The sequence below is a fragment of the Microbacterium sp. 22303 genome (genome assembly GCF_052045265.1).
In the GTDB taxonomy this organism is placed as follows: Bacteria; Actinomycetota; Actinomycetes; order Actinomycetales; family Microbacteriaceae; genus Microbacterium.
Genome location: NZ_JBQEOQ010000004.1, coordinates 243,118 through 258,707, shown reverse-complemented (window position 1 = coordinate 258,707; position 15,590 = coordinate 243,118). Strand labels below are relative to the sequence as shown.

The window sequence follows — 15,590 nt, the reverse complement described above, 5'->3', positions numbered from 1 at the left end:
TTTCGGGAAGGTCCTGAAAGTGTTCATCGTCGAACCGTCATAAGGGGTCCCTATGTCGCAATCCACAGCGACCGAGACCACGCGATCCGATCGCAAGACCGAGTCCGTGAGTTCCGGCCGCACGACCGCTTCCCGATCCGTCACGATCGGCGCCTACATCGTGGGCGCAGTCGTGATCATCGGGGTGTTCATCGCCCTCCTCGCCGATGGTCCGGCGGACAACCCGAAGCCGACGTCGCTCGGCTTCTCACTGAACAGCTTCTTCACGTGGCTCGGCGGGCTGAACCCGCTGCTGCAGATCCCGCTCGTGCTCCTCGTGTTCGCCATCGTCGCGGGCATCCTGCTGGTGCTCATCGAGTACGCGCCGCGGCACGGGAAGGGCTATTTCTGGCTGCGTCTGGTGGCGTGCTTCGCGATCCCGGTGCTCGCGTTCATGATGCTGCGGCCCTACCAGAACGCCGTCGTCTACGTCATGATCATCGCCCTGGTCGCCGGCGGCCTGCTGTTCTTCGCCGACTACCGCGCGCGTGAGGGCTCCGGCTACCTGTTCCAGCTCACGCTGTTCATGGCGCCGGCCACCCTTCTCCTCATCGTCGGCCTCATCTACCCGGCCGTGTCGACGATCATCCAGTCGTTCTTCGACAAGACGGGTAAGGACTTCGTCGCACTCGAGAACTACCAGTGGGTCTTCACGAACCCGGAGGGCTTCTGGTCCGTCATCAACACGCTGATCTGGGCGCTCATCGCGCCGATCGTGTCGACGATCTTCGGACTCGCCTATGCCGTGTTCATCGACCGCGCCCGCGGCGAGAAGATCCTCAAGGTGTTCGTCTTCATGCCCGTCGCGATCTCGTTCGTCGGCGCCGGCATCATCTGGAAGTTCATCTACGACTTCCGGCAGGGCGACCAGATCGGCCTGCTCAATGCGATCGTGACGCTGTTCGGCGGCAAGCCGGTGTCCTGGCTGGACACCACTCCGCTGGTCAACACGATCTGCCTGCTCATCGTGTTCATCTGGACGCAGACCGGGTTCGCCATGGTGATCCTGTCCGCGGCCATCAAGGCGGTTCCGACCGAGCAGATCGAGGCGGCATCGCTGGATGGCGCGAACGCCTGGGAGAGGTTCCGCAACGTCACGGTCCCGGGGATCCGCTCGTCGCTCATCGTGGTGCTGACCACCATCACGATCGCATCGCTCAAGGTCTACGACATCGTCGCGGTGATGACCGGCGGTCGGGCCAACAGCACCGTGCTCGGCTTCGAGATGGTCAACCAGCAGCAGCGCTTCCAGAGCTACGGGCACTCGTCGGCGCTGGCCGTGGTGCTGTTCCTGTTCGTGCTGCCGCTGATCATCTACAACGCCCGGCAGATGGCCAAGCAGAGGGAGATCCGCTGATGAGTGCGACACAGGCGATCGTCACCGACAATCGCAGCAAGCGCCAGGTCGAACGCGACACCCGCCGCAACGAGGCGACCGCGCAGAAGCGGCTCACGTCGAGGGGCGCCACCATCGCCGCGGTGATCATCGCGATCTTCTGGACGATCCCGACGCTCGGGCTGTTCGTCACGTCGTTCCGTCCCGGAGCGGACTCGAACAGCACCGGCTGGTGGACGGTCTTCGTCAATCCGTCGTTCACGCTCAGCAACTACGCCGACGCGCTGAACTCCGGGGGCACGGCTCTCACCCTCGGCGCCTCGTTCGTGAACTCGCTGGCGATCACGATCCCGGCCACGGTGATCCCGATCTTCATCGCCTCGCTCGCCGCCTACGGCTTCGCGTGGATGAACTTCAAGGGCAAGAACCTCGTGTTCGTGTTCGTGTTCGCGCTGCAGATCGTGCCGATCCAGATGGCCCTGGTGCCGCTGCTGTCGCTGTTCTCGCGAGGGCTCACACTGTTCGGGACGCAGATCTTCCCGGGCTTCACCCTGAGGGACGTCGACCACAGCTTCGCGACGGTGTGGATCGCGCACGCGATCTTCGCGATGCCGCTGGCGATCTTCATGCTGCACAACTTCATCGCGGAGATCCCCGGTGAGGTCGTCGAGGCGGCTCGGGTGGACGGCGCGGGCCACGGACAGATCTTCTTCCGGATCATCCTGCCGCTCGCGATGCCGGCCATCGCGTCGTTCGCGATCTTCCAGTTCCTGTGGGTCTGGAACGATCTGCTCGTGGCGACCATCTTCGCGCCGGAGTCCTCCCTGCCACTGACCCAGACGCTGAACTCGCTGTCCGGCACCTGGGGCAACCAGTGGTATCTGCAGTCGGCCGGAACGTTCATCTCGATCATCGTTCCGCTGATCGTGTTCTTCGCACTGCAGCGCTTCTTCGTGCGCGGCCTCCTGGCCGGCGCGACGAAGGGCTGATCCGAGCAATCCCTCGAAGGCCGGTCCCCGCTCTCGGCGGGTGCCGGCCTTCGTCGTTCCACCGGCGCGGCGTCGGCGCCGGATGCGAAGCGCGACGGCGCGCCGGGGGAGAATGGCCGGATGACACGTCGGCTCGCCCTCATCCTCGGCATCATCGGGGTGACGGCAACGGTCGTCGCCGCGGTGGTGCTGGCCACGGCCCCGGGCGTGATCGTGTCGCTCGACGACGCCTGGAACCTGGAGATGGGCGAGTGGCGCGGCCCCGTGCTCGTCGGCTGGGCGCTGGTCATGAACGTGCTCGGCGGAGGATGGGTCGCGACGATCCTCGCCCCCCTGGTCATCGCCGCCCTCGCCTGGCTCGTGCGGGGCTGGCGCGGCGCCCTGTTCGCGCTGATCGCCTTCGTGGTGAGCGCGGGCGTGGTGCAGCTCGTGAAGAGGTCGCTGGGCCGTGCGCGCCCGCAGGATCTGCTGATCGCGTCGGATTTCGGGTCCTTCCCCTCCGGCCACACCGCGAACGCAGCGGCCGTCGCCGTGGTGCTGTGGTTCCTGTTCCCGACGCTGTGGATGGCCATCGGGGGAGTGGTGTGGACGGTGGCGATGGGATTCTCGCGCACCGTGCTCAGCGTGCACTGGTTCAGCGACACCGTCGGCGGTGCGCTCATCGGTGCCGGCGCGGCCTTCCTGGTGGCGGCGGTGCTGTGGCGCTGGGTCCGGCCGCCGCGCGTGCTCGACGAGGCGGAGACGCGGGATCCCTGGGCGGATCCGCCTCGCTAGGCTGAGGGGATCCGCAGGTCCCTGAGCGGCCCTCGTCTCGCGGTCCCTGAGCGAGCGCAAGCGAGGCGCAGGGCGCCGAGAGAAAGGCATGGCCACGTGGCACGCATCCGCCCGTTCCGCCCCGAAGACGTCGAAGGGCTCTACGACGTGTGCGTGAAGACGGCTGACGTCGGCGCCGACGCGACCGGCATGCTCGAGGACGACGCGCTCTGGGGCGACCTGTTCGCGGTCCCGTACGCGCGGCGCGATCCGGGCCTGTGCTGGGTGGTCGAGGCCGACGACGCGCGCGTGATCGGCTACGTCGTCGCCACCGATGACACGAACGCGTTCGCCGCGTGGTTCCGCGACGAATGGTGGCCGTCCCGACGGGACCGCTACCGCGCATCGGGTGCGGCTGAGCCGACGCCGCAGGACCGCTTCATCGCGTATGGCGACCGGCAGAAGCCCGGCGATGGTCCGATCGTGCAGGGGTACCCGGCGCACCTGCACATCGACCTGCTTCCGGAGACACAAGGGCAGGGCCTCGGGCGGCGGCTGATCGACACCCTGCTCGCTGAGCTGGCTCACCGCGGCGTCCCAGGCCTGCACCTGGCCATGAACGCCGACAATCACTCCGCCGGCGCCTTCTACGAGCGGCTCGGCTTCACGAAGCTCGCCTCGGGCGACGGCAGCACGACGTACGGGATCAGGATCCCCGCAGCAGCGGCCCTCTGAGCTCCTGCCGCAGCCCGGCGTCGTCCGGTCCTGGCGACGTGCGGCGGGCGGGAGATCCCCCGACATCCCGCCCACCGCACGCCGCGTCTGATCCCTCATGGCAGGGCCGGTGGTCGTTCACCACACGTCCGTCGCCACGGGGCGTCTCACCCGTGCCGTTCCCCGATCAGGTTCGTCCCGAGGTGGTCCCTGAGCTCGGCGCCCGCGAAGCCCGCACGAGCCAGCGCACCCAGCTTTCCGAGCGCGGCCTCGCTGGTCATGTCGCCGGCGCTGATCGCTCCCGCGTCGGCCAAGGCGGATCCGACCGCGTACCGGTCGAGCACCACCGATCCGTCCTCGCACTGGGTGACGGCGAGCACGACCGTGCCTCGCCCGGTGGCGGCGCGGATCGCATCGGCGAGCCCGCCGCTCACGGCCGGTGCCGTCCCGGATCCGTAGCATTCCAGCACGATCCCGGTCGGGCACTCGTTCATCGCTGCGACCAGCTGCGGTGCGTTCACACCGGGGACGACCTTCACCAGTCCGGTTCTCGGCGCCGGTGCGCCGGCCGCGCGTCGCAGCGCGCCGGCGAGCCGGTCGTCGACCCCCGCCGGCTCCGCCGCGAGCGTCCGTGGTGCGGCGAACGCCCGCAGGCTCTGGGCCGAGCGCTTGGTCGCCCGCACGGCGGGCAGCACGGATCCGCCGAACGCGATGTGCACGCCCTGCAGCGCCTGCCGGTCGGGAGCGGAGATCGCGAGGGAGAAGTTGTCGATCGCGTCGGTGCCCTCGAATCCGATCGGGAGCTGCGCTCCCGTGAACACGATCGGCGTCGCCAGATCGGCGACCGCGAAGGCGGCGAACGCAGCGCTGTACGCCAGGGTGTCGCTGCCGTGGATGACGACGACCGCGCGGGGATCGTCGCGGGTGATGATCTCCCGCAGCTGATCGGCGAGCCGGCCGAGCGCCTCGCAGTCCATCTCGGCGCTGTCCATCGCGCGTTCGGTCTCCGAGTAGACCCACTCGATCGGCTGGCCGTCGGTTCTCCTGACTCCCGCCATGAGGCCCTCGATCTCGCTCCGAAGACGGGGGTTCGGAACCAGGCCGTGCGCCGAGGGGACCATGCCGAACGTGCCGCCGGTGTACAGGACCGCGAGCGGCCGGGAGGCCCGGGGCCGGACGGCGGCCACGGATCCTCCCGGCGTCTGCTGCTGCTCAGTCATTCGCGCCCGGAGCGGTCGGAGCGTCGTCGATGCCGGCTGGTCGTACGTCGATCGCCGTGGTGAGCGCGTGCGCGTCGATCCGCCCGCGGACGGCGTACCAGCCGATCACGAGGAGGATGATGACCACGACGAACGCGATCAGGGTGATGCGCCCGACCCCCGGATCGAGGGCCATGAGGAGCACGACCAGCGCGAGGAATCCCAGGGTGACGCCGTTGGTGACGGGCGCCCACGGCAGACGGAACGCCGGGCGCTCCCGTCCGTCCCGTTTCATCTTGCGGATGAACAGCCAATGGCAGACGATGATCGACGCCCAGACGCCGACGATTCCCAGGCCCGCGAGGTTGAGCACGATCTCGAACACCTGACCGGGGACGACCATGTTCAGGAAGACTCCGACCGCTCCGAGCGCGGTTGTGATCAGGATCCCGCCGTACGGGACGCCTGCCTTGTTCATCCGCTTGGCGAACTTCGGTCCGGTGCCTGCCATGGCGAGCGAGCGCAGCGTGCGACCGGTGGAGTACAGCCCGGCGTTCAGGCTCGACATGGCGGCGGTGAGGACGACGAGGTTCATGATGTCGCCGGCGTGCGGGATCCCGATGGCGCTCATGACCGTCACGAATGGGCTCTCGTTCGCCTTGTACGCGTTCCACGGCATCAGGAGCGTGAACAGCACGACCGATCCGGCGTAGAAGAGCATGATGCGCCACATGATGGAGTTGACCGCGCGGGGGACGACCGAGCGGGCGTCCTGGGCCTCGCCGGCGGCGACGCCGACCATCTCCGTGCCGCCGTATGCGAAGACGACGCCGAGGGCGATGACGAACATGGCCCCGACCCCCATCGGGAAGAACCCGCCGTTGTCGGCGATCATCGAGAGGCCGGGGGTGTGTCCGTTGATCGGCGTCTGGGTGACGATGAGGTAGACGCCCAGGATGCCGAACAGCACGATCGCGCCCACCTTGATCAGCGCGAACCAGTACTCCAGTTCCCCGAACAGCACCGCCGAGGTGACGTTCATCGCCATGACGATCACGAGCGCGACCAGCGCGATCACCCATTGCGGGATGGGGGTGAAGAACGACCAGAAGTGCGTGTAGAGCGCGATCGCGGTGATGTCGGCGATCACCGTCGTGCCCCAGTCGAGGAAGAACAACCACCCGACCGTGAAGGCGCCCTTCTCTCCCATGAACTCGCGCGCGTACGAGACGAACGCGCCCGACGACGGGCGGTACATCACCAGCTCGCCCAGGGCCCGGACGACGATGAACGCGAAGAGGCCGCAGACGATGTAGACGACGGCCAGTGAGGGTCCCGCGATCTCCATGCGGCCGCTCGCGCCGAGGAACAGGCCGGTTCCGATCGATCCGCCGATGGCGATCATGTTCATGTGCCGGCGCTTGAGCGCCTTCTTGTACCCCTGGTCGCCCACGTCTGCGACGGCTTCCTGTCGCCCGTTCTCGACCTGAACCTCTTTGTTCTGCGTCACCCCAAAGCCTTCCTTCATCGGCGGTTGGTTGGACAGTTTCTGTCCAGCTGTCGGACAGCTTAGGGTGCGCGCGTGCTGCTGCGCAAAGGGGCCGCAGGGGCGCCGGTATGCTGAGGCTTCCGGAAGAGCTGAGGTGGATCGTGCTCGAGGACGCCGTTCCCGTCACCCCGATCAAGCGCGTCAGCGCCGCGGAGGCGACGTTCCAGGCGCTGCTCGCACTCATCGCGAGCGACGGCGTGGCGGTCGGCGACCGGCTTCCCGGAGAGGTCGAGCTGGCGAAGCGGTTCGGCGTGAGCCGCGCCATCCTGCGCGAGGCGCTCGGCGCGTGCGCGACGCTCGGCCTCACCGAGACGCTCACCGGCAGCGGAACGTACATCCGTGCCAAGAGCCCGCGACAGGGGCTCACCTTCGGCGGCTACTCGGCGGTCGATCTCATCGAGGCGCGGCCGCACATCGAGATCCCCGCCGCCGGATACGCCGCGGAACGCCGCACCCCCGACCAGCTCGACCGGATGCGCGCCCTCGTCGAGCGCATGCGGAACACCGCGGACCTGCGCGCCTGGGTGCGCCTGGACGGGGAGTTGCACCGTCTGATCGCGGAGGCGAGCGGCAATCCCGTGTTCGCAGCCATGGTCGACTCGCTGCGGCAGGCTCTGGATCCCCAGTCCGAGTTCCTCAACATCACCAAGGCCCGGCAGTCCTCCTCGGACGAGGAGCACGCGCGCATCGTCGACGCGATCGCATCGGGTTCGGCCGACAGCGCGCGGGACATGCTCTCCCGCCACCTCTTCCGGGTCGCGGAGGCACTCAGCGAGTAGCCGCTGCGCCGGTTCACGACGAAGGCCCCGGCTCCCCAGCGGTTCTGGGGGAGTCAGGGCCTTCGATCTGGCGGTGACGGCGGGATTCGAACCCGCGGTTGCTTGCACAACACACGCTTTCCAAGCGTGCTCCTTCGGCCGCTCGGACACGTCACCAGGAATACAACCTGACCATCCTATCCGATGCGACGGGATGGTCCTGACCGGGCAGCCGGGCGGGCGCCCGGCCCCCGTGCCAGGATGAGAGAGGACCGCGAAGGAGGGCAGCCGTGAGCGACGCGCAGCACCCGTCGAGGCGCCGCTGGGCGCTGCAGATGCAGCAGCCGTTGCCGTCTTCCACGGTGTTCGACCGGATCGCGTTCCTGATCGGCACGGCCTCGGCGGTCTGGCTCGCGATCATCATCTCGATCGAGGGCTTCCGCTCGCCGTGGGCGCTGCTGCTGTTCATCCCCGTGTGGGCGATCACGGCGTATCTCGTGCTGCCGCGGCTGCACCGCCTGCTCAGCGACCTCTACGTGCCGGACTACTTCTTCGGGCGCACGCGCACGGGCGACGGCCTGCTCGGGGATCCGGTCAACCTCGGCGTCGACGGCACCGCGGCGCAGCTCGATGAGGTGATGACCAGGGCAGGGTGGCACCGTGCGGACGAGATCACCGCCGCCTCGACGTGGGGGATCATCGCGTCCACGCTCACTCGGCGCAGCTATCCGACGGCACCCGTCTCGCCGCTCATGCTGTTCGGCCGACGGCATGATGTCGCATACCAGCAGGAGGTGGCGGGCAACCCCAAGCAGCGCCACCACGTGCGGTTCTGGCACTGCCCGCCGGGCTGGCTGCTGCCCGGCGGAGCGAAGACGGACTGGCTCGGGGCCGGCACCTACGACACCGATGTCGGGCTCAGCCTGTTCACCCTGCAGGTGACCCACCGGATCGACGAGAACACCGACGTCGAACGCGATTTCGTGGTGCAGAGCGCACGTGACGCGGATCCCGCCGTGCAGCTGCGCCTCCTGCACGATTTCACCACCGGCTACCACTCCCGCAATGGCGGCGGCGATCGGTTCATCACCGATGGCGACCTGCCGATCCTCGACGTGACCCGCGTGCGCACGGCCCGCGGCGAGGCGGACGAGGGCGCCGACGATCTCTCCGGCACGAAGTCGGCCGAGGGCCTTCCACGTGAGGGTCACGGCGAGTCGCTGCGCGCCACGGCCGAGCGGTCCATGCGGCGGGCGCCGTTGTCGACGTTCTTCGCCGTCGGCGTCGTCGTGATCGGAGCGATCATCGACGTGCTCGGTCTGACGGTCGGGGCCGCGGCCGACCCGGGCGTGCGGGCGCTGTTCTCCTCCGGCGAGGCACCCGAGGTGGCCGTGCTGATCGGTTTCCTCGGGTTCGGCGTGCTCGTCTCGCTCGCGCAGCTGCTCATGGCCTGGTTCGTGCTGCGGCGGGGACGGCGCTCCCGGGCGATCCTGATGGTGCTGCTGGCGATCGGCGTGCTCTCGACCGCGATCGACTACCTCGACGGCACGGCGACGCTCGGGCTCAACGGCACGCTCCTCGCCGCGTCGCTGCAATGCCTCGCCCTGCTCGCCCTGTCCAGCGAGTCGGCCGGAGCCTGGGCGCGGCGGAAGACCGCGCAGGAGCGCGACTAGGATCGCTGGGTGCCCACCCCGAAGATCGTGCTGTTCTACGCCTTCGCGCCCCTGTCGGATCCGGAGGCGATCCGGCTCTGGCAGCGCGACCTGTGCGAGGCACTGCACCTGCGCGGGCGGATCCTGATCTCGAAGCACGGGATCAACGGCACCCTCGGCGGTGACCTGCCCGCGGTGAAGAAATGGCTGCGCTCGTTCCGCTCCTATGCGCCGTTCCGCGACGCGGACGTGAAGTGGAGCGAGGGCACCGGGGTGGATGCCGACGGGCACAGCGTCGACTTCCCCAAGCTCAGCGTGAAGGTCCGCGACGAGATCGTCTCGTTCGGCGCCCCGGACGAATTGCAGGTCGATGAGCACGGCGTGGTCGGCGGCGGCACCCGGCTGAGCCCCGATGCGCTGCACGAACTCGTGGGAGAGCGCGGGGACGACGTCGTGTTCTTCGACGGGCGCAACGCCCTGGAGGCCGGGATCGGCCGCTTCCGCGGAGCGATCGTGCCGGAGGTGGAGACGACGCGCGACTTCGTGGGGCTGCTCGACTCGGGCGCCTATGACGACCTCAAGGGCCGGCCGGTCGTGACGTACTGCACCGGCGGGATCCGCTGCGAGGTGCTGTCCAGCCTGATGGCGGCGCGCGGCTTCGGCGAGGTCTACCAGCTCGAAGGCGGGATCGTCCGCTACGGCGAGCAGTTCGGCGACGACGGGCTGTGGGACGGATCCCTGTACGTGTTCGACGGCCGCGGATCCGTGGACTTCTCCGATCACGCGGCGGTCATCGGCGAGTGCGCCGGCTGCGGCGCCGCCACGAACCGCACCGCGAACTGCCCCCACCCGTCGTGCCGGCATCAGGCGGTGGTGTGCGCGACCTGCGTGGCGGTGCCGTGCGCGGAGCATGCGACAGCGGTCTGAACGCCCCTGCCGCCCCCGCGTCCGGTCCCGCGACGGCGAGGTGAGAATCGCGCCGAAGGCTGCGCTTCTGGGCATCCGCCCGCGGTGAACAGTTCGGAACATCACTCTCCGGTATGACGACGGCCTTTCCCCCGCGCCGTAGCGTGGAGGGCATGGACCTGCTGAACGCCTGGCTGCTGCATGCTGCGGGGCAGCTCTGGCTGTTCCCCGTGCTGCTGGTGTTCTTCTTCATCGACGGGTTCGCCACGATCCTGCCCAGCGAGACGGCGCTCGTCGCGCTCGCCGCCCTGTCGCTGCAGAGCGGCGAGCCGAACCTCGTGGTGCTCGGCCTGGTCGCTCTGGTCGGCGCGGTCGCCGGGGACAACATGGCGTACCTGCTCGGCCGCACGATCGGTACCGAGCGCTGGGCGTGGATGCGCCGGCCGCGGGTGCACAAGATGTTCGACTGGGCCCGGTACGAGCTCGACAAACGGGGCGCCGCGCTCATCTTCACCGCGCGATACATCCCGTGGGGGCGGGTCGCGGTGAACTACGTGGCGGGTCAGACCGGATTCCCGCACCGCCGGTTCTTCCTGTACGACCTGTTCGCCTGCATCACGTGGGTCGCCTACGCACTGGGCATCGGGCTGCTCGCCGGCCAGTGGGTGCACGACAACCCGCTGCTGGGCGTCGGCATCGCGGTGGTGTTCGCCGTCATCGTGGGGCTCGGAATCGACCACGCGCTGCGCTGGTGGCACCGGCGGCGGGGAGATGCCGAGCCGTCCCGGCCCGGATCCGCAGCGTCCACGACGACGACCGTGTCCCAGGCAGCCGCGTCTCCGACGGCCGCCGAACACTGACGATCCCGGATCCGCGACGCTGCCGGGCGACGCGGTCGTGAGGGGAGGGGGCATCCCGCCCGGGCGTTCAGGACGTCGAGGTCGCCAGCAGCCGCGCGCCGAGCAGCGAACGCGGGGCCAGCACCGCCGTGAGCCGGTCACGGCGCGACACGTGCTCGCGCAGCTGCGCCCGGATCGCATCGAGCGGAGGGCGCAGATCCCCGACGTCCGGCGCGGATCCGGATCCCGCGCGCGCATAGCTGCTGCGTTCGATCGCTCGCACGAGCACCTCCATGTCGGCCGGATCCGCGCCGCGCTCGCGCACCAGGCGCGCACCGCGCCCGCGCGGAGACTCCGCGGACGAGGCCGGAAGGCCCAGATCCTGCAGCGTCGCACGCAGCTCGGACCACGCCGCCACGGCGTCGCCTCGACCCGCGGCGGCACGACGTCGCGCCGTCTGCACGCGCCGGATCATCGCCGGGATCAGCAGCACGACCAGCACGCCCACGACGGTCCACACCACGGGCATCACCTGCTGCACCGTCGGCGTCGAGGCGCCTGCGGCTCCGGCGTCCGGCACGTCGAGGTTCTTCGGGTCCTTCGCGACGCCGCTCGTGGTGGGCTGCGGTGTCGCTCCGGCGGAGGGCAGCGTGCCGTCGTCGGATCCGGAGCTGCTCTCGGCGAAGGCAGTCGGGACGCCCCGGGTCGCGGTCGGTTCGAAGGGCACCCAGCCGATGCCGGAGAAGTACACCTCGGGCCAGGAGTGCAGCTGGTCGGTGGAGACCTCGAACACGACCCGCCCGTCATCGGAGCGGCGATCCGTCGCTGTGCCGGGCAGGTAGCCGACGACGATCCGCGCCGGCATGCCGAGTGAGCGCGCCATGAGCGCGAACGCCCCGGCGAAGTGCACGCAGTAGCCCTCGCGTACGGTGAGGAACTTCGCCACGGCATCGACGTTGGTGCCGTCGAAGCCGTCGTCGACCGGCGTCTGCAGCGAGTAGCGGAACCCGGCGCGGAACCAGGTCTGCAGGGCGATCAGCCTGTCGTAGTCGGTGGCGGCCCCGCCGACCACTTCGCGCGCACTGTCGGCGATGATAGCCGGAAGGCCCGCGGGCAGTGCCCGCAGGTCCTGCGGGGCGTTGGAACCCGTGGCGGTGGATGCGCGGATCTGATCGAGCGTGGGCTCGAGCGTCGCCGTGTCGATCGTGTAGTTCTGCTCGGCCGCATCGGCGTTCGCGGCGATCACCGTGCGGTTGTCGCCGGCGGCGTTCCAGCTGCCGCTTTCGCCGCGCACTGCGGTGGCCTGGTAGGGCACCGGCAGCCAGGACCCGGAGATCCCTGCGGTGCGGATCGTGGTCCTGGTCTTGTGCAGTGCGACGCCCTCGGGGGCGGTGATATCGCCGAAGCCCTGGGACAGGGGCACCGTGCTGGGCCGGTCCGGCTGCCAGGTGGAGCCGTCGAATCGGGTCAGCGTCGCGATCCGGAGGTAGGGCGGCGTGCCGTCCTGGGTGATCAGGGTGAGCGCGGTGACGGGGGAGGGGCGCCGCAGATCCTGCCCCAGGTTGAGGGTGGCGCTGAGGGTGGTGCTGCCGCCGCCGATGCTGAGCCCCGAGGCGGACAGCGGCAGCAACGGCGACACGATGAGCGCCGCGAGCACGGCGAGGAAGCCGAGGACGACGGCGGGGAGGCGCCGCGTGCGCAGGGGCGCGTCGGTGGGCGCATGGCGCGCGGGGGAGCGGCCGTCTTCCGTCACGGTCGCGGGACGTGCGGATCCTGGCGGCGCGAACCGCACATGCAGGAAGAGCAGGATCGCGAGCGCGAGCCCGATGAACCACACCGGGTTGGCGCCCTGGTGCACGATCACTCCCGGCACCGCGCCGAGCGCGGTGACCAGCACGGCCGCCACGAGCGGCGCCCGCAGCGTCACGAGCACGAGATCCAGCATCACGGCGATGAGTCCGGTCGCCGCGGCCACACTCACGGCGACCGCGGGGGACGGGGCGAGGGGAGCGACACCGCCGCGGATCTCGTCGAGCGCGGCGGAGAGGAAGGCGTCGATCGCGCGCCATACTTCGGGTGTCGGCAGCAGCCAGCCGTGCCCGGCTTGCCGCGCGACGAACGCCGTGAGCGCGATCAATCCGGTGCCGAACTGCACGACGGGCACGGCGGGGGTCGCCAGCCAGGCGGGCGCCCGACGGGTGAGGGAGCGCACGACCGCGCCCGCGACGATCACCGTCGCGCCCGTGACGGCGGCGCCCGCGCTCCAGCTGCCCGGCTGCACCACCGCGCTCAGCGGCCACACCGTCACGAGAAGGCCCAGGGCCGTGAGCAGTGCGGCCGCCACGGGGCCGCCGTCCCGCCTGCGCTCCTGCAAGGGCCCCCCGTACGCGCTCACGTCAGCGGGCATGCGCAGCCTCCTCCGGAGCAGCGCGGGACGAGCCCCCGGCGCCGTCGCCGGACCGCGGGGATCGACCAGGCTCCGCGGCGGCATCCGCCGAGGCGGATCCGGGCTCGCCCGCGCCGGCGTCCGCCCAGGCGTCGGCCGGATCGTCGCCGAGCAGCGCGGTTCGCCAGCCCTGCTGTTCCGCGGCGGACAGCGCGTCGGCACCGGGGGCGGTCGCGATGAGGATCGGGGTGCCGGCCCCGCCGTGCGGGAGCGTGCCGGCATCGGCCGCATCGATCGCGCCGGTGATCACCACCAGTGGGCCGACCGTATGCCCCTCGCTCGCCGCTGGCAGCCCGTGATCGCGCTCGCCGGAACGCGGCGCGGTGCCGGCCAGGCTCACCAGCAGGCCGTCGCGTTCGTCCTCCGCCCCGCGCAGCCGGCCGATCAGCACGCCGGTGGCGTCGACCACGTCCACGGCGAAGCCGTTGTCCACGAGGTGCATCGCGATCGAGGCGCACGCCGTGACGGCACGGTCGAAACCGTCGAAGTCCGTCTCCCGGTCGGCTCCGACCCAGCGCGCGCCCGCGCGATCCAGCACCACGAGAGCGTCCGGGCTCGACTCCTGCTCCTCCTGGCGCACCATCAGATCGCCGCGGTGCGCGGTCGCACGCCAGTGGATCCGCCGCATCGAGTCGCCGGGGACGTACCGGCGAGGGGAGAGGTTGTCCGCACCCTGCCCGAGTCGGTGCGACGAGGTCTGCGCCGTCCCACCGGCGCGCCCCGTGCGGTCGGTCAGCCGCGGCAGCGGCACGACCTGCGGCACGATCGTGACCGGCGTCACGTCACCGAGCTCGTCCGTGCGGACGAAAAGGCCGAACGGATCCGTCGTGCTGAGCCGCAGCGGCCCGAGCGAGGCGAGCCCGCGACGCACCCCGGAGATCGGATACGTCATGGTCGTGGTCGTCCCGCCGGGGATCGGTTCGGCGTCGTCGGGCGGGAAGGCGCCGGTCGCCGAGCCGCGCACGGCGGCCGGCAGCCCGTCCCGCCAGCGTCCGGACGGCGGGCGCACAAGGGTGCGCAGATCCACCCGCACCCGTACCCAGGTGTCGTCGCCGACCGTGAGCAGGTCCGCAGCGACCGTGCGGCCCACCCGCGCACGCCGGCGCGGGACGAAGACGAACAGCGCGGCCAGGACGAGCAGTGCGAACAGCAGCGCCGCCACGTACAGCAGCACCGGCGTGGCCAGCACGTTCGCGCCGATCACCAGGAGGATCCCGATCAGGAGCGCGCTCACGCCGCGCCCGGTCATCCTCCGCCCGGGCGGATCCGCTTCGCGCCGCGCGCGCTCCCGCCGGTTCACCGCGGAAGGCCCACCGGCACCGGTATGCGCCGGACGATGCCCTCGAGCGCGGCCTCTATCGGGCGTGCTCCGGCCCGGTGCAGCCCGCGGGCGGGGATGAGCCGGTGCGCGAACACAGCGGGCAGGAGCGAGGTGAGATCGTCCGGGACCACGTAGTCGCGCTCGTCGAGCGCGGCCTGCACCTTCGCCGCGCGCACGAGCTGCAGCGTCGCCCGGGGGCTCGCTCCGAGATGCAGGTTCGGGTCGGTGCGCGTGGCCTGCGACAGCGCCACGGCGTACTCCTCGAGCGCCGGGGCGACGTGCACCGCGCGGGCCCACGCGATCAGCGTGCGCACATCGGTCGCGGCCAGCACAGGACGGATGCCTTCGAGCGGATTGCGGGTGTCCCGCTGGCGCAGCATGAGCGTCTCGGCGGCCGCGTCCGGGTAGCCCATCGAGATCCGCATCATGAACCGGTCGCGCTGCGCCTCCGGCAGGGCGTAGGTGCCCTCCATCTCGAGCGGGTTCTGCGTGGCGACCACGAGGAACGGATCGGGCAGCGGCCGCGAGTTCCCGTCCACCGTGACCTGGTGCTCCTCCATCGCCTCCAGCAGCGCCGACTGGGTCTTGGGGGAGGAGCGGTTGATCTCGTCGGCGATCACGATGTGCGCGAAGACGGCGCCGGGCTTGAACTCGAACTCCTGCTCGACGGGGTTGTAGACGCTCACCCCCGTCACATCGCCCGGCAGCAGATCGGGCGTGAACTGGATGCGGCGCACGGTCGCGTCGATGCTGGCCGCGAGGGCGCGCGCGAGCATGGTCTTCCCCACGCCGGGCACGTCCTCCACGAGCAGGTGCCCCTCGGCGAGCAGGCAGACGAGCGCGCTGCGGACCGCGTCATCCTTGCCGTCGATCACCTCGGTGATGGAGTCGAGGATCGCGGCGGTCTGACGGGCGAACTCCGTCGCATCGATCTCCGCGGCGGTGCGGGATGTCGCGTCCGGTGCGGTGCTCGTGGTGACGTCGGCGGTGTTCGTGGCGTGCATGCGTCCCTCTCACCGGGCGCCGCGGTGCGCCCGCGTCTCTGATCGTAACCCGGGGCGGGGACCACAGGGCGGGGGATCCGTCGGA

General features: G+C 70.4%; 13 protein-coding genes and 1 tRNA gene. 8 read left to right on the top strand and 6 right to left on the bottom strand.

The genetic code is table 11. The annotated features are described in order from the left end of the window. The first annotated feature begins 52 nt into the window (after positions 1-52). The 4 genes from ACTJI8_RS13235 (at position 53) to ACTJI8_RS13220 (ending at position 3,852) form a co-directional block, all read left to right on the top strand. Complete coding sequence (locus ACTJI8_RS13235) at positions 53-1,396, top strand: carbohydrate ABC transporter permease (protein ID WP_440733898.1); 1,344 nt, start codon at positions 53-55, stop codon at positions 1,394-1,396. After that, positions 1,396-2,364, top strand: coding sequence for a carbohydrate ABC transporter permease (locus tag ACTJI8_RS13230; RefSeq protein ID WP_440733897.1), 969 nt, complete (start codon positions 1,396-1,398; stop codon positions 2,362-2,364). The genes ACTJI8_RS13235 and ACTJI8_RS13230 overlap by 1 nt, the downstream gene beginning before the upstream one ends. 120 nt (positions 2,365-2,484) lie before the next feature. Next, the gene (locus ACTJI8_RS13225) at positions 2,485-3,138 is read left to right on the top strand and encodes a phosphatase PAP2 family protein (protein WP_440733896.1); all 654 of its coding nucleotides are present in this window, start codon (positions 2,485-2,487) and stop codon (positions 3,136-3,138) included. Between the two features lie 96 nt (positions 3,139-3,234). Further along, entirely contained in the window at positions 3,235-3,852 is a 618-nt protein-coding gene (locus ACTJI8_RS13220; protein ID WP_440733895.1) for a GNAT family N-acetyltransferase, read from the top strand. Between the two features lie 146 nt (positions 3,853-3,998). Here the strand turns inward: ACTJI8_RS13220 and ACTJI8_RS13215 are convergent, their stop codons facing one another. Continuing rightward, a complete protein-coding gene (locus ACTJI8_RS13215) occupies positions 3,999-5,018 on the bottom strand; it encodes an asparaginase domain-containing protein (RefSeq protein ID WP_440733894.1) in 1,020 nt (339 codons plus the stop codon). A gap of 25 nt (positions 5,019-5,043) precedes the next feature. After that, the gene (locus ACTJI8_RS13210; RefSeq protein WP_440733893.1) at positions 5,044-6,540 is read right to left on the bottom strand and encodes an amino acid permease; all 1,497 of its coding nucleotides are present in this window, start codon (positions 6,538-6,540) and stop codon (positions 5,044-5,046) included. Positions 6,541-6,647: 107 nt separating this feature from the next. Between ACTJI8_RS13210 and ACTJI8_RS13205 the strand changes: the two genes are divergently transcribed. Beyond that, positions 6,648-7,358 (top strand): FadR/GntR family transcriptional regulator, encoded by a 711-nt coding sequence (locus ACTJI8_RS13205; RefSeq protein WP_440733892.1) that lies wholly within the window; start codon positions 6,648-6,650, stop codon positions 7,356-7,358. A 68-nt stretch (positions 7,359-7,426) separates the two neighbouring features. On the opposite strand, the gene ACTJI8_RS13200 is transcribed toward ACTJI8_RS13205, so the two are convergent. Continuing rightward, a tRNA-Ser gene (locus ACTJI8_RS13200) sits at positions 7,427-7,514 on the bottom strand. 113 nt (positions 7,515-7,627) lie between these two features. Here ACTJI8_RS13200 and ACTJI8_RS13195 point away from each other — a divergent pair. The 3 genes from ACTJI8_RS13195 to ACTJI8_RS13185 all read left to right on the top strand — a co-directional run bounded on the left by ACTJI8_RS13195 (position 7,628) and on the right by ACTJI8_RS13185 (position 10,755). Further along, complete coding sequence (locus ACTJI8_RS13195; protein WP_440733891.1) at positions 7,628-9,010, top strand: LssY C-terminal domain-containing protein; 1,383 nt, start codon at positions 7,628-7,630, stop codon at positions 9,008-9,010. A 9-nt stretch (positions 9,011-9,019) separates the two neighbouring features. Continuing rightward, positions 9,020-9,916 (top strand): oxygen-dependent tRNA uridine(34) hydroxylase TrhO, encoded by an 897-nt coding sequence (gene trhO / locus ACTJI8_RS13190; RefSeq protein WP_440733890.1) that lies wholly within the window; start codon positions 9,020-9,022, stop codon positions 9,914-9,916. A gap of 152 nt (positions 9,917-10,068) precedes the next feature. After that, positions 10,069-10,755 carry a DedA family protein gene (locus ACTJI8_RS13185; RefSeq protein ID WP_440733889.1) on the top strand — a complete coding sequence of 229 codons (687 nt, stop codon included), beginning with the start codon at positions 10,069-10,071 and terminating at the stop codon, positions 10,753-10,755. A 67-nt stretch (positions 10,756-10,822) separates the two neighbouring features. On the opposite strand, the gene ACTJI8_RS13180 is transcribed toward ACTJI8_RS13185, so the two are convergent. The 3 genes from ACTJI8_RS13180 to ACTJI8_RS13170 form a co-directional block, all read right to left on the bottom strand. Further along, positions 10,823-13,141, bottom strand: a complete 2,319-nt coding sequence (locus ACTJI8_RS13180; protein ID WP_440733888.1) for a transglutaminase family protein — start codon at positions 13,139-13,141, stop codon at positions 10,823-10,825. Further along, positions 13,131-14,414 carry a DUF58 domain-containing protein gene (locus ACTJI8_RS13175; RefSeq protein ID WP_440733887.1) on the bottom strand — a complete coding sequence of 428 codons (1,284 nt, stop codon included), beginning with the start codon at positions 14,412-14,414 and terminating at the stop codon, positions 13,131-13,133. The genes ACTJI8_RS13180 and ACTJI8_RS13175 overlap by 11 nt, the downstream gene beginning before the upstream one ends. A 62-nt stretch (positions 14,415-14,476) precedes the next feature. Then, positions 14,477-15,505 (bottom strand): AAA family ATPase, encoded by a 1,029-nt coding sequence (locus tag ACTJI8_RS13170; protein ID WP_440733886.1) that lies wholly within the window; start codon positions 15,503-15,505, stop codon positions 14,477-14,479. Positions 15,506-15,590 lie beyond the last annotated feature (85 nt).